The sequence below is a fragment of the uncultured Massilia sp. genome (assembly GCF_913773735.1).
In the GTDB taxonomy this organism is placed as follows: domain Bacteria; phylum Pseudomonadota; class Gammaproteobacteria; order Burkholderiales; family Burkholderiaceae_D; genus Telluria.
This window is the reverse complement of the sequence record NZ_CAJYEB010000049.1, coordinates 83,773-99,257: the sequence shown is the minus strand read 5'-3', so window position 1 is coordinate 99,257 and position 15,485 is coordinate 83,773. Positions and strand designations below refer to the sequence as shown.

Genomic DNA, 15,485 nt, shown 5'->3' with positions numbered 1-15,485 from the left:
GCCATGGCGATGAAAGCCGCATTGACCTGCCTGTTCGTCGCGGGCGCGCTGTTCGGTCCCGTCCGGGGCGCGCAGGCGGCGGATCGGGTTTCGCGCGCGGTCGCGACGCAGGTCGAAGCCCTGTTCGACGGCGCGCACGCCGATTTCCTCTATCCGGGAAACATGCCGGAGCAACTGCTGGACACGCTGGAACTGGCGACCAGCGACGAGGACCGGCCGCATGCGGTCGGCCCGCATCTCCTGTTCCTTTCCGGCTGCCGCCGGCACAGTTGTGATGAAAAGGGCGCGGTCGTCATCGATGACCGCAACCGGAAATTGCAGGCGATCGGCATACGCCATTTCCATTGCCGGTACGAGGATGCGCCGCCGCATGGGCAATCCGCGCCGGCAGGCCCGCTCCGGCGGACCAGCACATGCGATACCGAGCCGACCCTCGCGCTGTTCTTCTTCGGCCGGACGCCGCGCGCTGCCGTGGACCGCGACGTCGCGGCGGCGATGGAAGGGTGGGGCAGGCGGGTCGGCTATTCCAGCAAGGTGGTCCATCGATGCGGGACCAGGAGCGGCAAGGCGGTGTGCACGTAGCGTGGTGGGGAGCGCCTGCGTGGGCGACGGGGTCCGCCCGGCGCCGATGCCTATGCGCCGTCGCGCACGACATCCACCAGGCTGTCGGTCCGCACCGACGCGGCAGCCAGCGCCGCCCCATCGACGAACGCCGCCTCCGTCAGGCGCGTGAGCACCGCCCCCGGCGGCATCTCGACGGCGAGGCGCGCCCCGCGCTCCCACGCATGCCGCACCGTATCCGCCCACAGCACCGGCCGCGCCATGTTCGCGGCCAGGTCGGCGCCGATGCGCGCGCCGTCGAACAGCGCGCGCGCCTGGCTGCTGCTGATCCACGTGATGCGCGGCTGCGCCAGCGCCACCTGGCCGACGGCGCGGGCCAGCGTGCGCGCCTGGTCGTCGAACAGTTCGCAGTGCGAGGGCACGGCCACGGCCAGGCGCTCCGCTTTCTGCGCGCCGTGCGCCAGCGCCAGGTCGGCCACCGCCTGCATGGCAGCGTCCGACCCCGCGACCACGATCTGGCGCGCCGCGTTCAGGTTGGCAAGATAGACCGGGCTGCCCGGGCCGTGCACCTGCGCCACCAGCGGTTCCAGTTGCTGGCGCGCCAGGCCGCCGATCGCCGTCATGCCATACCCGGACGGATAGGCGTCTTCCATCAGCCGCGCGCGCAGTTCCACCAGGCGCACGGCGTCGGCGAAGTCGAGCACCCCGGCCGTCACCGCCGCCGGCCAGGCGCCGATCGACAGTCCGGCCACCATCTGCGGGCGCGCATCGTGCGCCGCCAGCACCCGCGCCATCGCGACGCCGGCCACCAGCAGGCACAGTTGCACGGCGACGGTGGAGCGCAGCGCGTCCGCCGTGTCCAGCGCCAGCACGTCGCGGCCCAGCGCCGCCGAGGCGTCGGCCAGCGTGCGCGCGGTCTCGGGATGGCCGGGCAACGCGTGCAGCATGCCGGCTTGCTGCGCGCCCTGGCCGGGAAAGGTGAACAGGACGCTCATGCCACCGCCGGTTCCCGCCATGGATCGGCCACCAGCACCGGCCCGTGCGCGGTCTTGAGCATGACCCGGCCACCCCGCACGTATTCCGCCAGCGCGAAGCCGCCGGCCCCGGTGTCGACCTGGATGTCGAGGCGGCAGGGCGCCTTGGCCTGCAACGCGGCCAGCGCATCCAGCGTCGCCGGCGCCAGCGGTCGCGGGGCGCGCACCAGCAGGTCGAGGTCGCTGGTGGCGCGCAGCACCGGCAGGCCGGTGGCGAGCCAGAAGCCGGCGCCGCCGGCCGGGCCCCAGTCCAGTCCCAGCGCCGCCAGCCGCGGCGCGAGCGTGCCCAGGGCGACGACGCAGGGCAGGTCGGACGCCGGCAGGCCGCCGCCGAGCACGTGCCGCGCCAGGCACTCCGGCGTCACGCGCCGGGCGACGGCGCCCGCGGCGACGTAGCCGGCGCAGCGCTGGTTACGCTGCGTGCCGCGCGCGCCGACCGGGACGCGGCCGGGTGCGCAGGCTGCGCGCCGCACGACCAGCGGGGCGCGCGCCAGCCAGGCGCCGTCGAGCCACTCCGGGCAGGCGCCGGCACAGTCGAAGGCCGGCGGCGTGCGCAGGAACAGCAGGTCGTGCGGGCGGCAGGGCGCGACGATGTCCACGTCAGCCCACCAGCGAGCGCGTCGCGAAGTACAGCAGCGAGGGGCCGAGCAGGCAGCCCAGGCCCGTGTGGAAGGTCGCGACCAGTGCGCCGTAGGGCACCAGGCGACGGTCGGTCGCGGCCAGGCCGGCCGACACGCCGCTGACGGTACCGGCCAGGCCGCCGAACACCATCGCCGAGCGCGGCGTGCGCAGGCGCAGGAAGCCGGCCGCCATCGGCGTGCCGACCATGACCAGGATCGCCTTGACCAGGCCGGTGGCGATGGACAGCGCCATGATCTCGGAACTGGCGCCGATCGCCGCGCCCGTCACCGGGCCGACGATGTAGGTGACGGCGCCGGCGCCGATGGTCGTGATGCTGACGGCGTCGCGGTAGCCGAAGGCCCAGGCCACGCAGGCGCCGACGATGAAGGGCAGCACGGTGCCGAGCATCAGCGCGGCGGCGCCGACGAAGCCGGCCTTGCGCGCTTCCACCACCTGCACCTCGAAGGCGGTGGCGACGATGGCGAAGTCGCGCAGCATGGCGCCGCCCATCAGGCCGATGCCGGCGAACAGCGACAGGTCGGCGATGCCGTTCTTGCCGCCGGTCTGGATGCCGCCCCAGTAGGCCAGGGCCAGGCCGATCACGATGGCGATGGCCGAGCCGTGCACGCGGCCCATGGTCAGGCGCTTCGACAGCTGCATCGACACGACCATCACCAGGCCGACCAGGGCGAAGGCCAGCACCAGGCCGTTGTGCTTCGCGGTTTTTTCCAGGAGTTCGAGCATGGCGGTCTCCTCAGATCGATTGCGGGTGGGCGCGCGACTTCGCGCCGGCGTCGGCCTGCGCGTCGGCATCCCATTCCGGGGCCGCGCGTTCGCCGCGGTTGATCAGGCTGATGCAGACGGCGCACACCGCCACCGTCGCCACGGCCGCCACCAGCGCCACCGGGCCGCCGCGCAGGGCCGACACGACGTTCTGCTGGGCGGCCATCGCGACCACGACGGGGATGTACATCGCGCCCCAGAAGCCCACGCCCATCTCGGTCTGGGCCGGCATCAGGCCGCGCCTGTGCATCCACAGGCGGGCGCAGATCAGCAGGATCATGGCGATGCCGACGCCGCCGACATTGGTTTTCGCGCCCAGCATCGTGCCGAGCAGGTCGCCCAGGAAGATGCCGAGCAGGTGGCAGACTGCCAGTAATGCGGTTCCATAGATAATCACGGTTGTCTCCTCTATGTTTCCAAAAAATTGGTGGGCCGCGCCGCGCGGTTCGTTGATGTAGTGGTAGTGGTGCGGCGGCGGCGAGCTGCTTGCGGGTGATCGCGCTGTCGTCAGTCGGCGGCCTCCCATTCTGCCCGCAGCAGTGCGCGCACGCGGCGCGATGCGGCGCGGTGGCGGCCCTGCAGGCGGCCGGACAGGTCGCGTTCGGGATCGTCCAGGATATCGGCCAGCGCCGCTTCGAGGGCGCCGTGCACCAGCGCGAGGTCCTGCTCGTCCGGCAGCGCCAGGTTGGTCAGTTGCAGCACCCGCCACAGGATGCCCAGCGAAGCGAAGCTGTGCACGTCGTAGGCCATCGGCGGCACGCTGGCGGCCAGCCGTTCCAGCGCGTCGACCGAGCGCAGCGTGACGCGCGCGGCCGACGCCTTGCCCATCGCATGCACCTGCACGGCCGGATCGTCCAGCGCGATCAGGCGGTTGGCCTGGTAGCCGTGCGCGAGGAAGGCGCCCGACATCGCCAGGCCCACCACCAGGCCGATGACCGGATGGCCGGCCTGGCGCGCCCGGGCATAGGCACCGGCGGCGCCGGCCAGTGCCTGGTGGATGCCGTAGGCTTCCTCGCGCCGGCCGTAGGCCTGGCTGGGCACGTCGATGACGGCCACGATCGGGCGCTTGACGGTGGCGTCGCGGTCCAGCGCGATCACGTCCTGCACGGCCGCGGCGAGCTGCCAGCCCTCGACCAGGCCGACTTCGCCGTTGCGCGCGCGCAGGAAGCGGTTGTCCGGGTCGGGCACGACGGCGATGTAGCGCGCCGGCCGGCCGGCCAGGATGGCGTCGCAGGCTTTTACCGCGGGCCAGTCGCGCGCCGGAGCGGCGCCGCCGGTCAGGAGGCGCAGCCACATGGCGCCGCGCGCGGCGTTCAGGTTCGTGTCCATCATGCGAGTCCTTTGCTGTAGATGTCGCGCACGGCGGCGGGCGTGGCTTTCGGGCCGGCGTCCACGCTGGCCAGGCAGGCGAGGAAATCGTCGATGCGGTCGCTGCGGTGCACGGCCGGCACGCCGCGCCGGAACAGCTCGGCCACGGTGGCGCGGATCGCGTCGGTGTCGTCCGCCACGCAGGCGTCGGCCAGGCGCGCGGCGACGCGCTGTTCGCCGCCGGTCAGGCCCCAGATCAGACTGCGCTGGCGCGCATCGAATTCCGCCACGCCGGCTTCCTGCTCGATCACTTGCGGGCCGTTCAGGCCTAGGCGCGCCTCGCGCGTCAGCACCAGGTAGGAACACAGGCCCGCCGCGATCGACATGCCGCCGTAGCAGCCGACGGTGCCGGCGCTGACGCCGATCACCGGGCGGTAGCGGCGCAGGTCGACGATGGCCGACTGGATCTCGGCGATGCCCGCCAGGCCCAGGTTGGCTTCCTGCAGGCGTACGCCGCCGGTCTCGAACAGGATCACGGCCTGCGTGGGGACGCCCTGGCGGTTGTCGCGCGCCGCCAGTTCCAGCGCGCCGGCGATCTTGGCGGCGCCCACTTCGCCCATGCTGCCGCCCTGGAAGGCGCCTTCGATGGCCAGCACCACCGTGGGCTGGCCGTCCAGCCGGCCCTTGGCCACGACCACGCCGTCGTCCGACTGCGTGACGAGGTTCTGCATGGCGAGCCAGGGCGAGGTGACGCGTTCGAACGGGCCGACCAGTTCGCGGAACGTGCCGTCGTCCAGCAACGCCCGGGCGCGGCTGCGCGCGCCGCGTTCGATGAAGCTGTCGCGCGCGAGGAGGGTGTCGATGTCGCTCATGGCCGGCCTCCCGCGCTTTTTGCCGCCGTGGCGGCTTGTTCGTAAGCCTGTTCGATGCGCATGCGCACCACGCCCGGCGTGGCGCCGTTGTCGTTGATCTCGATCCGCGCGGCCGGCAGGTCGCCGGCCCCGAACAGCCGTTCCAGCAGCGCCGTCCAGGTGTTGCCGTAGCCGTCGACCGAGGTCTGCACGGCCACCGTCGTGCGGCCGGCGCCGTGCGGCTCCAGCAGCACCTCCAGGTCGCCCGAGGCCACCACGCCGCTGACCGTGCGCCCTGGCGCCGGCTGGCCGGCGGCGAACTCGTATGTCAGTTTTTCCATGATTTATTCCGTCTCCATCGTCGTCTGTTCTCGTCGCGGCAGCACCAGGCGTTCCAGCCGGTCCAGCAGCAGGGCGGCGGCCAGCAGGTCGGCCGCGCCGCCGGGCGACACGCGCCGCGCGCCCATGCGCGCTTCCAGTTCGCCCAGCAGGCGCCTCCCGATCGGTGTGCCCATGCCGCCCGCCGCCAGCACCCGGCGCGCCCCGCGCTGGGTGGCCAGCAGCGCCGGCTTGCCGCCGCGCGCCAGCAGGCAGGTGTCGTCCAGCCGCGCCATCACGGCCAACAGGGCATTCACGCGCGCATGGGCCTCGGCGTCGCCGCGGGCGCGCGACAGGCGCAGCATCGGCAGCGCGTGCGCCGTCACCTGCGGGAAGCCGGCCTGCGCCTGGCCGCGTGCGCCGCCGACGCCGTGCTCGATGCGTGCGCGTTCGCCCTTGTTGCCGGTGACGACGGGGGCGTCCGGATCGTCGATGCGGGCCAGCGCGCCGGCACGGGCCGCGACGGCGCCGGCATCCAGCCCGTCGCTGCCGGCGCCGCCCGCCGCCGTCGCCAGCAGGCCCAGCGCCCAGATCGCGCCGCGGTGGGTGTTGACGCCGCCGGTTGCCGCCATCATCGCGGCTTCGGCGGCGCGGCCGATGGCGCCGATGCGGCGGCGCAGCGCCGGACCGTCCGCGGCCAGCGCGGCGCCGGCCTGCGCCATCCGTTCGAAATACGGGCCGAGCACGCAGGCGGAGGCGCACATTAGTGGCCAGCTCAGGTCGGCGTGCGCGCCGCGGCCGCGCAGGTCGACCAGGCCGGGCTTGGGCGTGAGCATCGCCTCGTCGACCAGCGCCTGCACGGCGTGGCCGGCGATCGCCGCCGCGCGGGTTGGGAAGACGGCCGTCATCACCAGCTCCTGAACTTGGCCGGCGGGTCGTACAGGCCGCCCGACCAGTCGACCAGCTCGGCGATGCTCTTGGCCGCCAGCAGCGAGCGCGTGGCCTGGGCGCGCTGCACGCCCATGTCCTCGGGCAGGGCGATCAGGCCCTGTTTGCGCATGCGCGCCGTCTGCTTCGGGTCGTGGCGCATGCCGATCGGCGTCACGCCGGCCACCGCGGCCAGCATGGCCTTGCGCTCTTCCAGCGAGCGCGCCTTGTACAGGTAGGCGATGCCTTCCTCGGTCAGCACGTGCGTCACGTCGTCGCCGTAGATCATCACCGGCGCCAGGGGCATGCCGGACGCCTTGCCGACGTCGACGGCGTCGAGCGATTCGACGATGGTGGGCGCGGTGCCGTCCTGGAAGGTCTCGACCATCTGCACGACGAGCTTCTTGCCGCGCGCGAGCGGGTCGTCGGTCTCGACGAGGTCGAGCCAGGCCGGCGTGGCGTGGCGGCGGCCGTGCGGGTCGTGGCCCATGTTGGGGGCGCCGCCGAAGCCGGTCAGGCGGCCGTGGGTGACGGTGGACGAGTTGCCCAGGCCGTCCATCTGCAGCGTGGAGCCGATGAACAGGTCGACGGCGTACTGGCCGGCCAGCTGGCAGAACGCCCGGTTCGAGCGCATCGAACCGTCGCGGCCCGTGAAGAAGATGTCGGGACGGGCCGCCGTATAGGCTTCCATGCCGAGTTCGGCGCCGAAGCAATGCACGCTCTCGACCCAGCCCGACTCGATGGCGGGGATCAGCGTGGGATGCGGGTTGAGCGTCCAGTTGCGGCAGATCCTGCCCTTCAGGCCGAGCTGGGCGCCATAGGTCGGCAGCAGCAGTTCGATGGCGGCCGTGTTGAAGCCGATGCCGTGGTTCAGCGACTGCACCTGGTGGCGCTCGTAGACGCCGCGGATCGCCATCATCGCCATCAGCACGTGCACCGGCTTGATCAGGCGCGGGTCGCGCGTGAACAGCGGCTCGATATAGAACGGTTTATCCGATTCCACGACGAAGTCGATCCACGAGCCGGGGATGTCGACGCGCGGCAGGTCCTTCGGGTCGTCGACGATCTCGTTGACCTGGGCGATCACGATGCCGTCGCGGAAGGCGGCCGCCTCCACCAGTGCCGGGGTGTCCTCGGTGCTCGGCCCCGTGTACAGGTTGCCCTGGCGGTCGGCCTTGTAGCCTGCCACCATCACGACATTGGGCGACAGGTCCACGTACAGGCGGGCATACAGTTCGACATAGGTGTGCAGGGCGCCTACCTGGAGCGATCCCTCCTGCAGGAATTGCGAGATGCGCAGGCTCTGCGCGCCGGCATAGGCGAAATCGAGCTTGCTGGCGATGCCGCGCTCGAACAGGTCGAGGTGCTCGGGCAGGCTCACGCTGGGCATGATCATGTGCAGGCCGTCGACCCGGCCCGGATCCACCTGCACCAGCGCGCGGGCGAGGAAGTCGGCCTGCTTCTGGTTGTTCCCTTCCAGGACCACGCGATCCCCCCTGGCGACCAGCGCTTCCAGCGCCTCGACGATCCGCTCGGCACGCAGCACCGGGCCGTCGGCCAGGTGGCCCACGGCGGCGAGCCGGCGCGCCTTTTCCTGGCGGCGCGTGTCCCACCGGCGCCCGGCCGGCGTGGACGGATTGCTTTCCATAGTGTCTCCTCGTGATGAAAACCTGTGCTGCCAGCATAGGAAGACGGCCGGGGGCTTTCAATCAACCCGGCCGTCGAACGTTTACTCTGAGGTTAATGATTGCGGTATGCTTGCCGAGTGAATCGAGGATAGGATGACGCGATGATCGATGAAGAAATTACATTGAAGAAGCTCGAAGTCTTCCTGTCCTTCATGCGCCTGCACAGCCTGGCGCGGGTGTCGGAAGAACTGGGCCAGTCCACCGTCAGCATCCACCGCGCGCTGCATTCGCTGGAAGAGGGACTGCGCTGCCCGCTGTTCCGGCGCGAGGGCCGCACGCTGGCGCCGCTGCCGGCCGCTTTTGCCTTCGCCAAGCATGCGCAGCGTGCGGTCGCCGAGACGGAAGAAGGCATCCGCAAGGTGCGCGAACAGGCCGGCTTCAACGGCACCCGCCTGAAGATCGGTTCGCTGTACTCGCTGACGCTGCGCTGCATCCCGCAACTGCTGATGGGCCTCAAGTTGCGCCGGCCCGAGCTGCAGATCGACCTGACGCTGGGCTCGAACCAGGAACTGCTGCACGGCCTGGACGACGGCCGGCTGGACGCCGTCGTCATCGGCCTGCAGGGGCCCGTCGACGATCCGCAGTTGCTGGGCGTGCCGCTGTTCGAGGACAAGGTGCACCTGGCGGCGCCGCTCGGTTCGCCCTACGCGGGGCGCGCGCACGTCGACCTGCGCGAACTGGCGGGCGAAAAATTCATGACCCTCGGCGGCGGCTTCGTCACGGCGGCCAGCTTCGACCACGCCTTCCAGCGCGCCGGCTTCGTGCCGGACACCGTCATGCGCGTCAGCGACATCTTCTCGCTGATCAACCTGGTCGGCGGCGGCATGGGCTACAGCCTGTTGCCCGGCCGCGTGGCCGAGTTCAGCGCGCGGGTCGACCTGATCCCGCTGGACGAGCCCTACGCCTCGTCGCAGACGATCACGCTGATCCTGTCGCGCTCGCGCGAGCGCGATCCGAACCTGCTGGCGCTGGCGGCGGAATGCCGGATGTACGGCAAGGGGCTGGGCGCGGGCCTGCAGCGGCCGGCGCCGGGACTGCGCCTGTAGGCTTGCCATGCTTGCATCAGGAGCAATAACGGCCTTACACTGGCCGCCGTTCCCGGCATCGGAAGGAGAAGCGTGAAGCGCACGATCGGCTGGCTAATGTGGGTGGGCGGCTGCCTCGTCGTCCTGGCGACGCTGTACCAAGCCGGCGTCTACGCGTTCGGCTTCCATGTGTGGATGCAGGCGCCGCTCGGCGGCGTGCTGGCGGTGGTTGCGGTGCCGGCGCTGCCGCTCATCGCGCTCGGCTGGGCCTGCGCCAGGATCGGCCGGCGCCTGCGGCGCGGCCAGGCCGCCGTGGCGATGAGCGGCCGGGCCTGGAAGTGGACGGCCATCGGCGGCGGCGCCGTCGTGGCGCTGGCCGCGGTCGTGGCGGGGCGCATGGCCATCGACAGTGCGGATTGCCGCGCCCTGACAGGCACCGAACGGCGCAGGGATGGCGTCGACTTCGGCTGCGTGGGCCGCCTGGCGCACTACGATATCGGATTCCGCTCGCTGGCCGCGGGCACGCGCGACCTGGCGTTCGCGCCGGTCGACCTGCGGCAGACGCCGTTCGCGCGACTGGAAAGCCTGGGGGCGCGCTCGGAACGGAGCGGCGACGTGCGCTCGCGCCTGTACCGCGGCTTCCGCACGCCGGACGGGCACCGCGTGACGCTGTCCGAGCACGATATGTCGGCCGACGGCAGCAATATGTGGCGCGCTCCGGCCGACGAGCCGGAACGCATCCGCGGCATGCCGGCGCGCCTTAGCGTGTTCCGGGACACGGCGGGGACGACCGTGTCGCACCTGTCCTGGGTCGAGGGCCGGCGCAGCTACGAATTGTGGATCGATGCGCCGGCCGTGCGCGGGCCGGTGCGCGACCAGCTCTTCGCGCTGGCGGCGTCCTTGCCGAAGGCGGTGCCGGCGTGTCCGAACGAGGTGCCGCCGCGCCCGTTGAATGGGCTGGATGCGGAGCCGTTCGACGATGTGCCGCCGGTGCTCTTGGCAGGCGAGGTGGGGGCGCGACCGTGCAAGTGAGGGGGCGCGTCCGCGCCGGGGCGACGACGATGGCGCCGTCGCTCAATGCCCCGCCGTCACGCCCCCCTCCGTATCCTTGTCATGCACCCCGAACCGGTCCACCAGCCCCGCGCTGGCCGCGTTCAACCCCAGCACCTCGACCCGCACCCCGCTGCGGCGCAACTTGAGCACCACCTTGTCCAGCGCCCCCACGGCCGTGATGTCCCAGAAATGCGCCTGCCCGACGTCGATGACGACGGCCTCCGGCGCCTCGTGGTAGTCGAACGCCTGCACCAGCCGCTCTGCCGACGCGAAGAACACCTGGCCGCTTACCGTGTAGCGGCGCGTGCGTCCGTCCGCTTCCAGCGCCGCGTCGACGCGCAGCAGCCGGCTCACCTTCTGGGCGAAGAACACGCCCGACAGCAGCACGCCCGTGACGACGCCCTTGGCCAGGTCGTGCGTCGCGACGGTGACGGCCACGGTGGCGAGCATCACCACGCTGGACGTGGACGGATGCGCGCGCAGGCGGCGCAGCGAGTGCCAGTCGAAGGTGCCGATCGAGACCATGATCATCACGGCGACCAGCGCCGCCATCGGGATGCGGCGCACCCAGTCGCCCAGGAACACGACGAGGATCAGCAGCACCACGCCCGCGACCAGCGTCGACAGGCGCCCGCGGCCGCCCGACTTCACGTTGATGACGGACTGGCCGATCATGGCGCAGCCGGCCATGCCGCCGATGAAGCCGGTGGCGATGTTGGCGATGCCCTGGCCCACGCATTCGCGGCGCTTGTCGCTGCGCGTGTCGGTGAAGTCGTCGACGATGGTCGCCGTCATCAGGGATTCGAGCAGGCCGACCACGGCCAGCGTGGCCGAGTAGGGCAGGATGATGCGCAGCGTCGCGAGGTCCAGCGGCACGTCCGGCAGCAGGAAGGACGGCAGGCTGTCCGGCAGCTGGCCCATGTCGCCGACCGTGCGCACGTCCAGGCCCAGGGCGACCGAGACGGCGGTGAGCACGACGATGGCCACCAGCGGCGACGGCACGGCCGTCGTCAGGCGCGGCAGGCCGTAGATGATCGCAAGGCCGGCCGCGGTGATCGCGTACACATGCCAGGTCACGTGCAGCAGCTCCGGCAGCTGGGCCAGGAAGATCAGGATGGCCAGGGCGTTGACGAAGCCCGTCACGACCGAGCGCGAGACGAAGCGCATCAGGCGCCCGAGCCCGAGCAGGCCGGCGCCCACCTGCAGCGCGCCGGCCAGGATGGTGGCGGCCAGCAGGTAGTCCAGGCCGTGGGATCTCACCAGGCCGGCCATGACCAGCGCCATGGCGCCGGTGGCGGCGGAGATCATGCCCGGGCGGCCGCCGCAGAAGGCGATCAGCGTGGCGATCGAGAACGAGGCGTACAGGCCGACCTTGGGGTCGACGCCGGCGATGATGGAAAAGGCGATGGCTTCGGGGATCAGGGCCAGCGCGACGACGAGGCCGGCCAGGACGTCGGCGCGGGTATTGAAGAACCAGGTCTGGCGCAGGGATGACAGGGACATGCGGATTCCTTCCCGGCGTGCGGTGCCGGGCAACAGGGGAGTAAAGGCGCGCCCGTGCTGCCGCGCGCGAGCGACGGGACGGGCGAAGCGATCGGGTGGGCGGCCCGCGCAGCGACGGCTGGCGGGCGGCGCCCGGGAGGCGCGCGACTGGCGCCGGCGCTCAGTTGGCGCTCAGGGCGGCGTCACGGAACAGAAATAACCGCGCGGCAGCCCGGCGCCCGGGAAGGCGATGGCATCCAGCCCGTTGCGCGCGAAGCGCGCGGCCGCGGCGGCGCAGGCCGGGCGGACGACGGGAACGGGCGGGAACGTGGGGGCGGTCATGGGCGGCATTTTGCAGTGCAACATGCTTGTCCGTCAAGGCCGGCAACGTCGCGACTGCATATTACCTTGGATTAAGCAATCTCCTGTGCAATAATCCGCCGGTATTGACGGGTGCACCGGTCCCAGGCATGGCCGGCGCCGCCCGTCCGGGATGTCTTGCGGCGGCGCAGCCGGACACAGAATCGGCGCCCGCCACCGGCCCCACGGCCGTGTCCACTGGAGAGAGCATTGTTTATCGTCCGTCCCGGCGGCGCTGCGCGAAAACCGCGTGCGCCGTCGTCCGCGCTGCCGCCCGCGCTGCGCCACGCGCTCGTGCGCGCCCTCGTCACCATCGCCGGCCTGGCCCTGTTCTGGCGCCTCGGCATGCAGGACCAGCACAGCTTCACCAAGGCGGCCGCCTTCGCCGCCGTCGCCAACCTCGGGCTGGGCGGCCTGGCGCTGCTGCTGCCGTGGCGGCGCGCGCTGTCCGGCGCGGCCCTGCTGCTCAACGGGCTGGTGCTGGCGACCGCCGCGATCGAAGGTTTCCTGTTCTGGTTGTACGGCATGACGCCCAAGCACATCGCCGTGGCCGACGCCATCCTCGGTAGCAATCCGGAAGAAGCGAGCGAATTCCTCGCCACCTACGGCCTGCACATGCTGCTGGTGGCGGCGTTGCCGACGGTGCTGGTCGTGCTGCTGGCGTGGCTGGAGCGGCGCTGGGGCCGGCCGCACGACGGCCCGCTGCGGGCGGGGCGCGCGGCGCGCTGGATCGGCGCCGGCCTGGCCGTGCTGTTCGGCGCCCTGCACCTGAACCCGACCATGGCGCGCGAGAATCCGCTGGTCTACTGGCCGGCCTACGTCGACGACTATTTCGACCAGCGCGCGCTGATGGAAGACATCCGCCGCAAGGTCGCGCGCGACCTGCAGCGCGCCGGGCAGGACCGGGCCAGCTATGCCGGTCCGCCCGAGCAGACGGTGGTGCTGGTGCTGGGCGAGAGCGTCAACCGCAGCAACTGGTCGCTGTACGGCTATCCGCGCGCCACCACGCCCGAGCTGGAGCGGCGGCGCAAGGACCTGCTGGTGTTCCGCAACGTGAATTCGGCCGACGCGGCCACCGCGCAGTCCCTGCTGAAGATGCTGACCCCGGCCACCGCCGCCGACCCGCAGGCCTGGCGCGGCCAGCCGAACGTGCTGGCGCTGGCGCGCGTGGCCGGCTACCGCGTGTTCTGGGTGTCGAACCAGGAACGGGCCGACGGCCCGATCCAGATCCTGGCCGAGCACGCGCACGAGCAGGTGTTCGTCAACAGCGGGCGCGGGCGCGAGGCGCGCAGCCTGGACGAGCGCATGCTGCCGCCGCTGGAGCGGATCCTGGCGCGCCCCGAACCGAAGAAGCTCGTGGTCGTGCACATGCAGGGCGCGCACCTGCGCTACGACCTGCGCTATCCGCAAGCCTTCGACCGCTTCACGCGCACCGAGGACGGCGTCGACGCCGCGCTGCGCCAGGCCGGACGGCCGTTCTGGATCGTCAAGGCGCGCGACCAGTACGACAACGCCATGCTGTACGGCGACCACGTGATCGCCGCCATCCTCGACCTCGCTCAGCGCCAGGCCGGACGGCCGACGTCGCTGCTGTACGTGTCCGACCACGGCCAGGAAGTGGGCCACAACCGCGATTTCGCCGGCCACTCGGCCACCGACGCCAGCGGCTACCAGGTGCCGCTGCTGGTGTGGTCGAACCGCGCCGACAAGACCGCGCGCATCGACCGCGACGCGCTCGAGGGCCGGGCCTACCGCACCGACGTGCTCGACCATACCCTGTATGGCCTGCTCGACATCCGTGCGCCCGGCTACCGCGCCGAGGACGACCTGCTCAGCGCCAGCTTCGGCGCCGATGCGCGCCGTGCGCCCCTGCCGGGCGGCCCCGCCTTGCCGGCGGCGGTGCAGTAAGGACGGGACGCGATGCCGACCATCCGTGCATTGCGCGCCGCCGACACCGATGCGCTGCTGGCCATCTGGCTGCGCTCGGTGCGCGCCACGCACCACTTCCTGTCCCCCGGGGACATCGACGCGTTGCTGCCCGTCGTGCGCGACCAGGTCCTGCCGGCGCTCGAGGTCTGGGTGCTCGAGGACGACGGCGCCCCGCAAGCCTTCATGGGCCTGGACGGCGCGACGGTCGAGGCGCTGTTCGTCGATCCGGCCCGGTTCCGGCGCGGCGCCGGGCGCGTCCTGCTGGCCCATGCGCGCGCCCTCAAGGGGCCGTTGCGGCTGGACGTCAACGAAGCCAATCCCGACGCGCTGGCGTTCTACCTGCGCATGGGGTTCCGCGTCATTGGCCGCGCGCCGGTCGACGGCCAGGGGCGGCCGTTTCCGCTGCTGCACCTGGCGCAGTAGGCGGCAGGCACCCCAGTCCTTCCAGCGTGCACTCGACGGCCCGCTCCAGCGGCGTGTGCGGCTCGGCGCCCAGCAGCGCGACCAGCTTGCGGTTGTCCAGGCGCAGCGGCGTGCGCCACAGGTAGCGCATCTCCAGCACCTCGCGCATCGTGACGTCGAACGGTGCCGCCAGCATGGCGGCCCACCACGGGAAGCGCCGCGTCGCGGGCAGGGCGCCGCCGCGCCGGCGCACCGCGTCGGCGATCGCGCGCGCCAGCGTGGCGCCGTCCGGGTCCCAGTGGCCGGCCATGTGGAAGGCCGCGAACGGCGCGAGTCCGGCGCGCCGCGCGATCAGCGCCGCCATCGTCTCGGCCACGTCCGGCAGGTAGGCCCATTGGTGGCCCACGCCGGGATCGTTCGGCACCAGGATGCGCGTCACCGGCCGGCCCGGCTTCACCAGGCCCTGGCCGAACCAGTTGTTGCCGGCGCCGGGGCCGAAGTAGTCGCCGGCGCGCACCGTCAGCACGCGCGCCCGGCCGCGCGCGGCGCAGGCCCGCAGTGCCTCGTCGGCCTGCACGCGCACGCGGCCCTTGCGCGTCAGCGGGTGCTGCGGCGCCTCCTCGGCGATCAGCGGGAAGGCGTCGGGGCCGAAGTTGTAGAACGAGCCCGGCACCACCAGCAGCGCGCCCTCGTTCTCCGCGGCGGCGATCGCGTTGCGCAGCATCGGCAGCACCAGTTGCGCCCAGCGGCTGTAGCCGGGCGGATTGACGGCGTGGACGATCACGTCGCAGCCAGCGGCGGCGCGCGCCACGGCGGCGGCGTCCATCGCGTCGCCCTGCATCCAGGCGATATCGCCGGCTGCTGGCGCCGGTTGCGGCGTCATGTGCGGCGCCACTCCCGGAGCCACCCCCGGCCCGGCGCGCCGCAGCGCGCGCACGGCCCAGCCGCCGCGCAGCAGGCGCCGCGCCACCGCGCCGCCGATGCCTCCCGTGGCGCCCAGTACCAGCGCCGTGCCCTTGTCCATCGTGTCGTCCATTGCCGCCTCCTCGTCGAAAGATGTTGACAGCGTAGCGCTCCGGCAGGCTCAATGGAATTGCATGAAAGAGGAGAGCGGCTATGCAGTTATGTATGACGGGACGGCGT

General features: G+C 72.1%; 17 protein-coding genes. 5 read left to right on the top strand and 12 right to left on the bottom strand.

Annotated features, from left to right (window positions below):
- The first annotated feature begins 3 nt into the window (after positions 1 to 3).
- A complete protein-coding gene (locus QZ749_RS24505) occupies positions 4 to 582 on the top strand; it encodes a hypothetical protein (RefSeq protein WP_296952868.1) in 579 nt (192 codons plus the stop codon).
- A 50-nt stretch (positions 583 to 632) separates the two neighbouring features.
- Here QZ749_RS24505 and mdcH read toward each other — a convergent pair whose 3' ends face one another.
- The 9 genes from mdcH to mdcA form a co-directional block, all read right to left on the bottom strand.
- Positions 633 to 1,556, bottom strand: coding sequence for a malonate decarboxylase subunit epsilon (gene mdcH, locus QZ749_RS24500; RefSeq protein WP_296952865.1), 924 nt, complete (start codon positions 1,554 to 1,556; stop codon positions 633 to 635).
- A complete protein-coding gene (locus tag QZ749_RS24495) occupies positions 1,553 to 2,194 on the bottom strand; it encodes a malonate decarboxylase holo-ACP synthase (protein ID WP_296952862.1) in 642 nt (213 codons plus the stop codon). The genes mdcH and QZ749_RS24495 overlap by 4 nt, the downstream gene beginning before the upstream one ends.
- A gap of 1 nt (position 2,195) precedes the next feature.
- The gene (gene madM, locus QZ749_RS24490) at positions 2,196 to 2,960 is read right to left on the bottom strand and encodes a malonate transporter subunit MadM (RefSeq protein WP_296952859.1); all 765 of its coding nucleotides are present in this window, start codon (positions 2,958 to 2,960) and stop codon (positions 2,196 to 2,198) included.
- A 10-nt stretch (positions 2,961 to 2,970) separates the two neighbouring features.
- Positions 2,971 to 3,396, bottom strand: coding sequence for a malonate transporter subunit MadL (gene madL, locus QZ749_RS24485; RefSeq protein ID WP_296952857.1), 426 nt, complete (start codon positions 3,394 to 3,396; stop codon positions 2,971 to 2,973).
- A gap of 110 nt (positions 3,397 to 3,506) precedes the next feature.
- Positions 3,507 to 4,328, bottom strand: coding sequence for a biotin-independent malonate decarboxylase subunit gamma (mdcE, locus tag QZ749_RS24480; RefSeq protein WP_296953117.1), 822 nt, complete (start codon positions 4,326 to 4,328; stop codon positions 3,507 to 3,509).
- Entirely contained in the window at positions 4,328 to 5,179 is an 852-nt protein-coding gene (locus tag QZ749_RS24475) for a biotin-independent malonate decarboxylase subunit beta (RefSeq protein WP_296952855.1), read from the bottom strand. The genes mdcE and QZ749_RS24475 overlap by 1 nt, the downstream gene beginning before the upstream one ends.
- Positions 5,176 to 5,499: a malonate decarboxylase subunit delta gene (locus QZ749_RS24470; RefSeq protein WP_296952853.1), complete on the bottom strand. Its 324-nt coding sequence runs from the start codon at positions 5,497 to 5,499 to the stop codon at positions 5,176 to 5,178. The genes QZ749_RS24475 and QZ749_RS24470 overlap by 4 nt, the downstream gene beginning before the upstream one ends.
- A 3-nt stretch (positions 5,500 to 5,502) precedes the next feature.
- A complete protein-coding gene (locus QZ749_RS24465; protein WP_296952851.1) occupies positions 5,503 to 6,384 on the bottom strand; it encodes a triphosphoribosyl-dephospho-CoA synthase in 882 nt (293 codons plus the stop codon).
- Complete coding sequence (gene mdcA, locus QZ749_RS24460) at positions 6,384 to 8,051, bottom strand: malonate decarboxylase subunit alpha (RefSeq protein WP_296952849.1); 1,668 nt, start codon at positions 8,049 to 8,051, stop codon at positions 6,384 to 6,386. Before mdcA ends, QZ749_RS24465 begins: the two co-directional genes overlap by 1 nt.
- A 141-nt stretch (positions 8,052 to 8,192) precedes the next feature.
- On the opposite strand from mdcA, the gene QZ749_RS24455 reads away from it, so the two are divergent.
- Complete coding sequence (locus tag QZ749_RS24455; RefSeq protein WP_296952846.1) at positions 8,193 to 9,137, top strand: LysR family transcriptional regulator; 945 nt, start codon at positions 8,193 to 8,195, stop codon at positions 9,135 to 9,137.
- Positions 9,138 to 9,209: 72 nt separating this feature from the next.
- Positions 9,210 to 10,148: a hypothetical protein gene (locus QZ749_RS24450; protein WP_296952842.1), complete on the top strand. Its 939-nt coding sequence runs from the start codon at positions 9,210 to 9,212 to the stop codon at positions 10,146 to 10,148.
- Between the two features lie 42 nt (positions 10,149 to 10,190).
- On the opposite strand, the gene QZ749_RS24445 is transcribed toward QZ749_RS24450, so the two are convergent.
- Both QZ749_RS24445 and QZ749_RS24440 read right to left on the bottom strand, forming a co-directional pair.
- The gene (locus QZ749_RS24445; RefSeq protein WP_296952839.1) at positions 10,191 to 11,672 is read right to left on the bottom strand and encodes a SulP family inorganic anion transporter; all 1,482 of its coding nucleotides are present in this window, start codon (positions 11,670 to 11,672) and stop codon (positions 10,191 to 10,193) included.
- A 171-nt stretch (positions 11,673 to 11,843) separates the two neighbouring features.
- Complete coding sequence (locus QZ749_RS24440) at positions 11,844 to 11,993, bottom strand: hypothetical protein (protein ID WP_296952836.1); 150 nt, start codon at positions 11,991 to 11,993, stop codon at positions 11,844 to 11,846.
- Between the two features lie 228 nt (positions 11,994 to 12,221).
- On the opposite strand from QZ749_RS24440, the gene QZ749_RS24435 reads away from it, so the two are divergent.
- Both QZ749_RS24435 and QZ749_RS24430 read left to right on the top strand, forming a co-directional pair.
- Positions 12,222 to 13,919 (top strand): phosphoethanolamine transferase, encoded by a 1,698-nt coding sequence (locus QZ749_RS24435; RefSeq protein WP_296952835.1) that lies wholly within the window; start codon positions 12,222 to 12,224, stop codon positions 13,917 to 13,919.
- Positions 13,920 to 13,931: 12 nt separating this feature from the next.
- Positions 13,932 to 14,363, top strand: coding sequence for a GNAT family N-acetyltransferase (locus QZ749_RS24430; protein WP_296952832.1), 432 nt, complete (start codon positions 13,932 to 13,934; stop codon positions 14,361 to 14,363).
- Here the strand turns inward: QZ749_RS24430 and QZ749_RS24425 are convergent.
- A complete protein-coding gene (locus tag QZ749_RS24425) occupies positions 14,299 to 15,378 on the bottom strand; it encodes an NAD-dependent epimerase/dehydratase family protein (protein ID WP_296952831.1) in 1,080 nt (359 codons plus the stop codon). The two genes, QZ749_RS24430 and QZ749_RS24425, sit on opposite strands and share 65 nt — an antisense overlap.
- Between the last annotated feature and the right edge of the window lie 107 nt (positions 15,379 to 15,485).

Bases quoted from the DNA above. Each gene is read 5' to 3' on its own strand.
- QZ749_RS24505 (WP_296952868.1), top strand. From the start codon at position 4: ATGGCGATGAAAGCCGCATTGACCTGCCTGTTCGTCGCGGGCGCGCTG.
- mdcH (WP_296952865.1), bottom strand. From the start codon at position 1,556: ATGAGCGTCCTGTTCACCTTTCCCGGCCAGGGCGCGCAGCAAGCCGGC.
- madM (WP_296952859.1), bottom strand. From the start codon at position 2,960: ATGCTCGAACTCCTGGAAAAAACCGCGAAGCACAACGGCCTGGTGCTG.
- mdcE (WP_296953117.1), bottom strand. From the start codon at position 4,328: ATGGACACGAACCTGAACGCCGCGCGCGGCGCCATGTGGCTGCGCCTC.
- QZ749_RS24475 (WP_296952855.1), bottom strand. From the start codon at position 5,179: ATGAGCGACATCGACACCCTCCTCGCGCGCGACAGCTTCATCGAACGC.
- QZ749_RS24470 (WP_296952853.1), bottom strand. From the start codon at position 5,499: ATGGAAAAACTGACATACGAGTTCGCCGCCGGCCAGCCGGCGCCAGGG.
- QZ749_RS24465 (WP_296952851.1), bottom strand. From the start codon at position 6,384: ATGACGGCCGTCTTCCCAACCCGCGCGGCGGCGATCGCCGGCCACGCC.
- mdcA (WP_296952849.1), bottom strand. From the start codon at position 8,051: ATGGAAAGCAATCCGTCCACGCCGGCCGGGCGCCGGTGGGACACGCGC.
- QZ749_RS24455 (WP_296952846.1), top strand. From the start codon at position 8,193: ATGATCGATGAAGAAATTACATTGAAGAAGCTCGAAGTCTTCCTGTCC.
- QZ749_RS24445 (WP_296952839.1), bottom strand. From the start codon at position 11,672: ATGTCCCTGTCATCCCTGCGCCAGACCTGGTTCTTCAATACCCGCGCC.
- QZ749_RS24440 (WP_296952836.1), bottom strand. From the start codon at position 11,993: ATGACCGCCCCCACGTTCCCGCCCGTTCCCGTCGTCCGCCCGGCCTGC.
- QZ749_RS24430 (WP_296952832.1), top strand. From the start codon at position 13,932: ATGCCGACCATCCGTGCATTGCGCGCCGCCGACACCGATGCGCTGCTG.
- QZ749_RS24425 (WP_296952831.1), bottom strand. From the start codon at position 15,378: ATGGACGACACGATGGACAAGGGCACGGCGCTGGTACTGGGCGCCACG.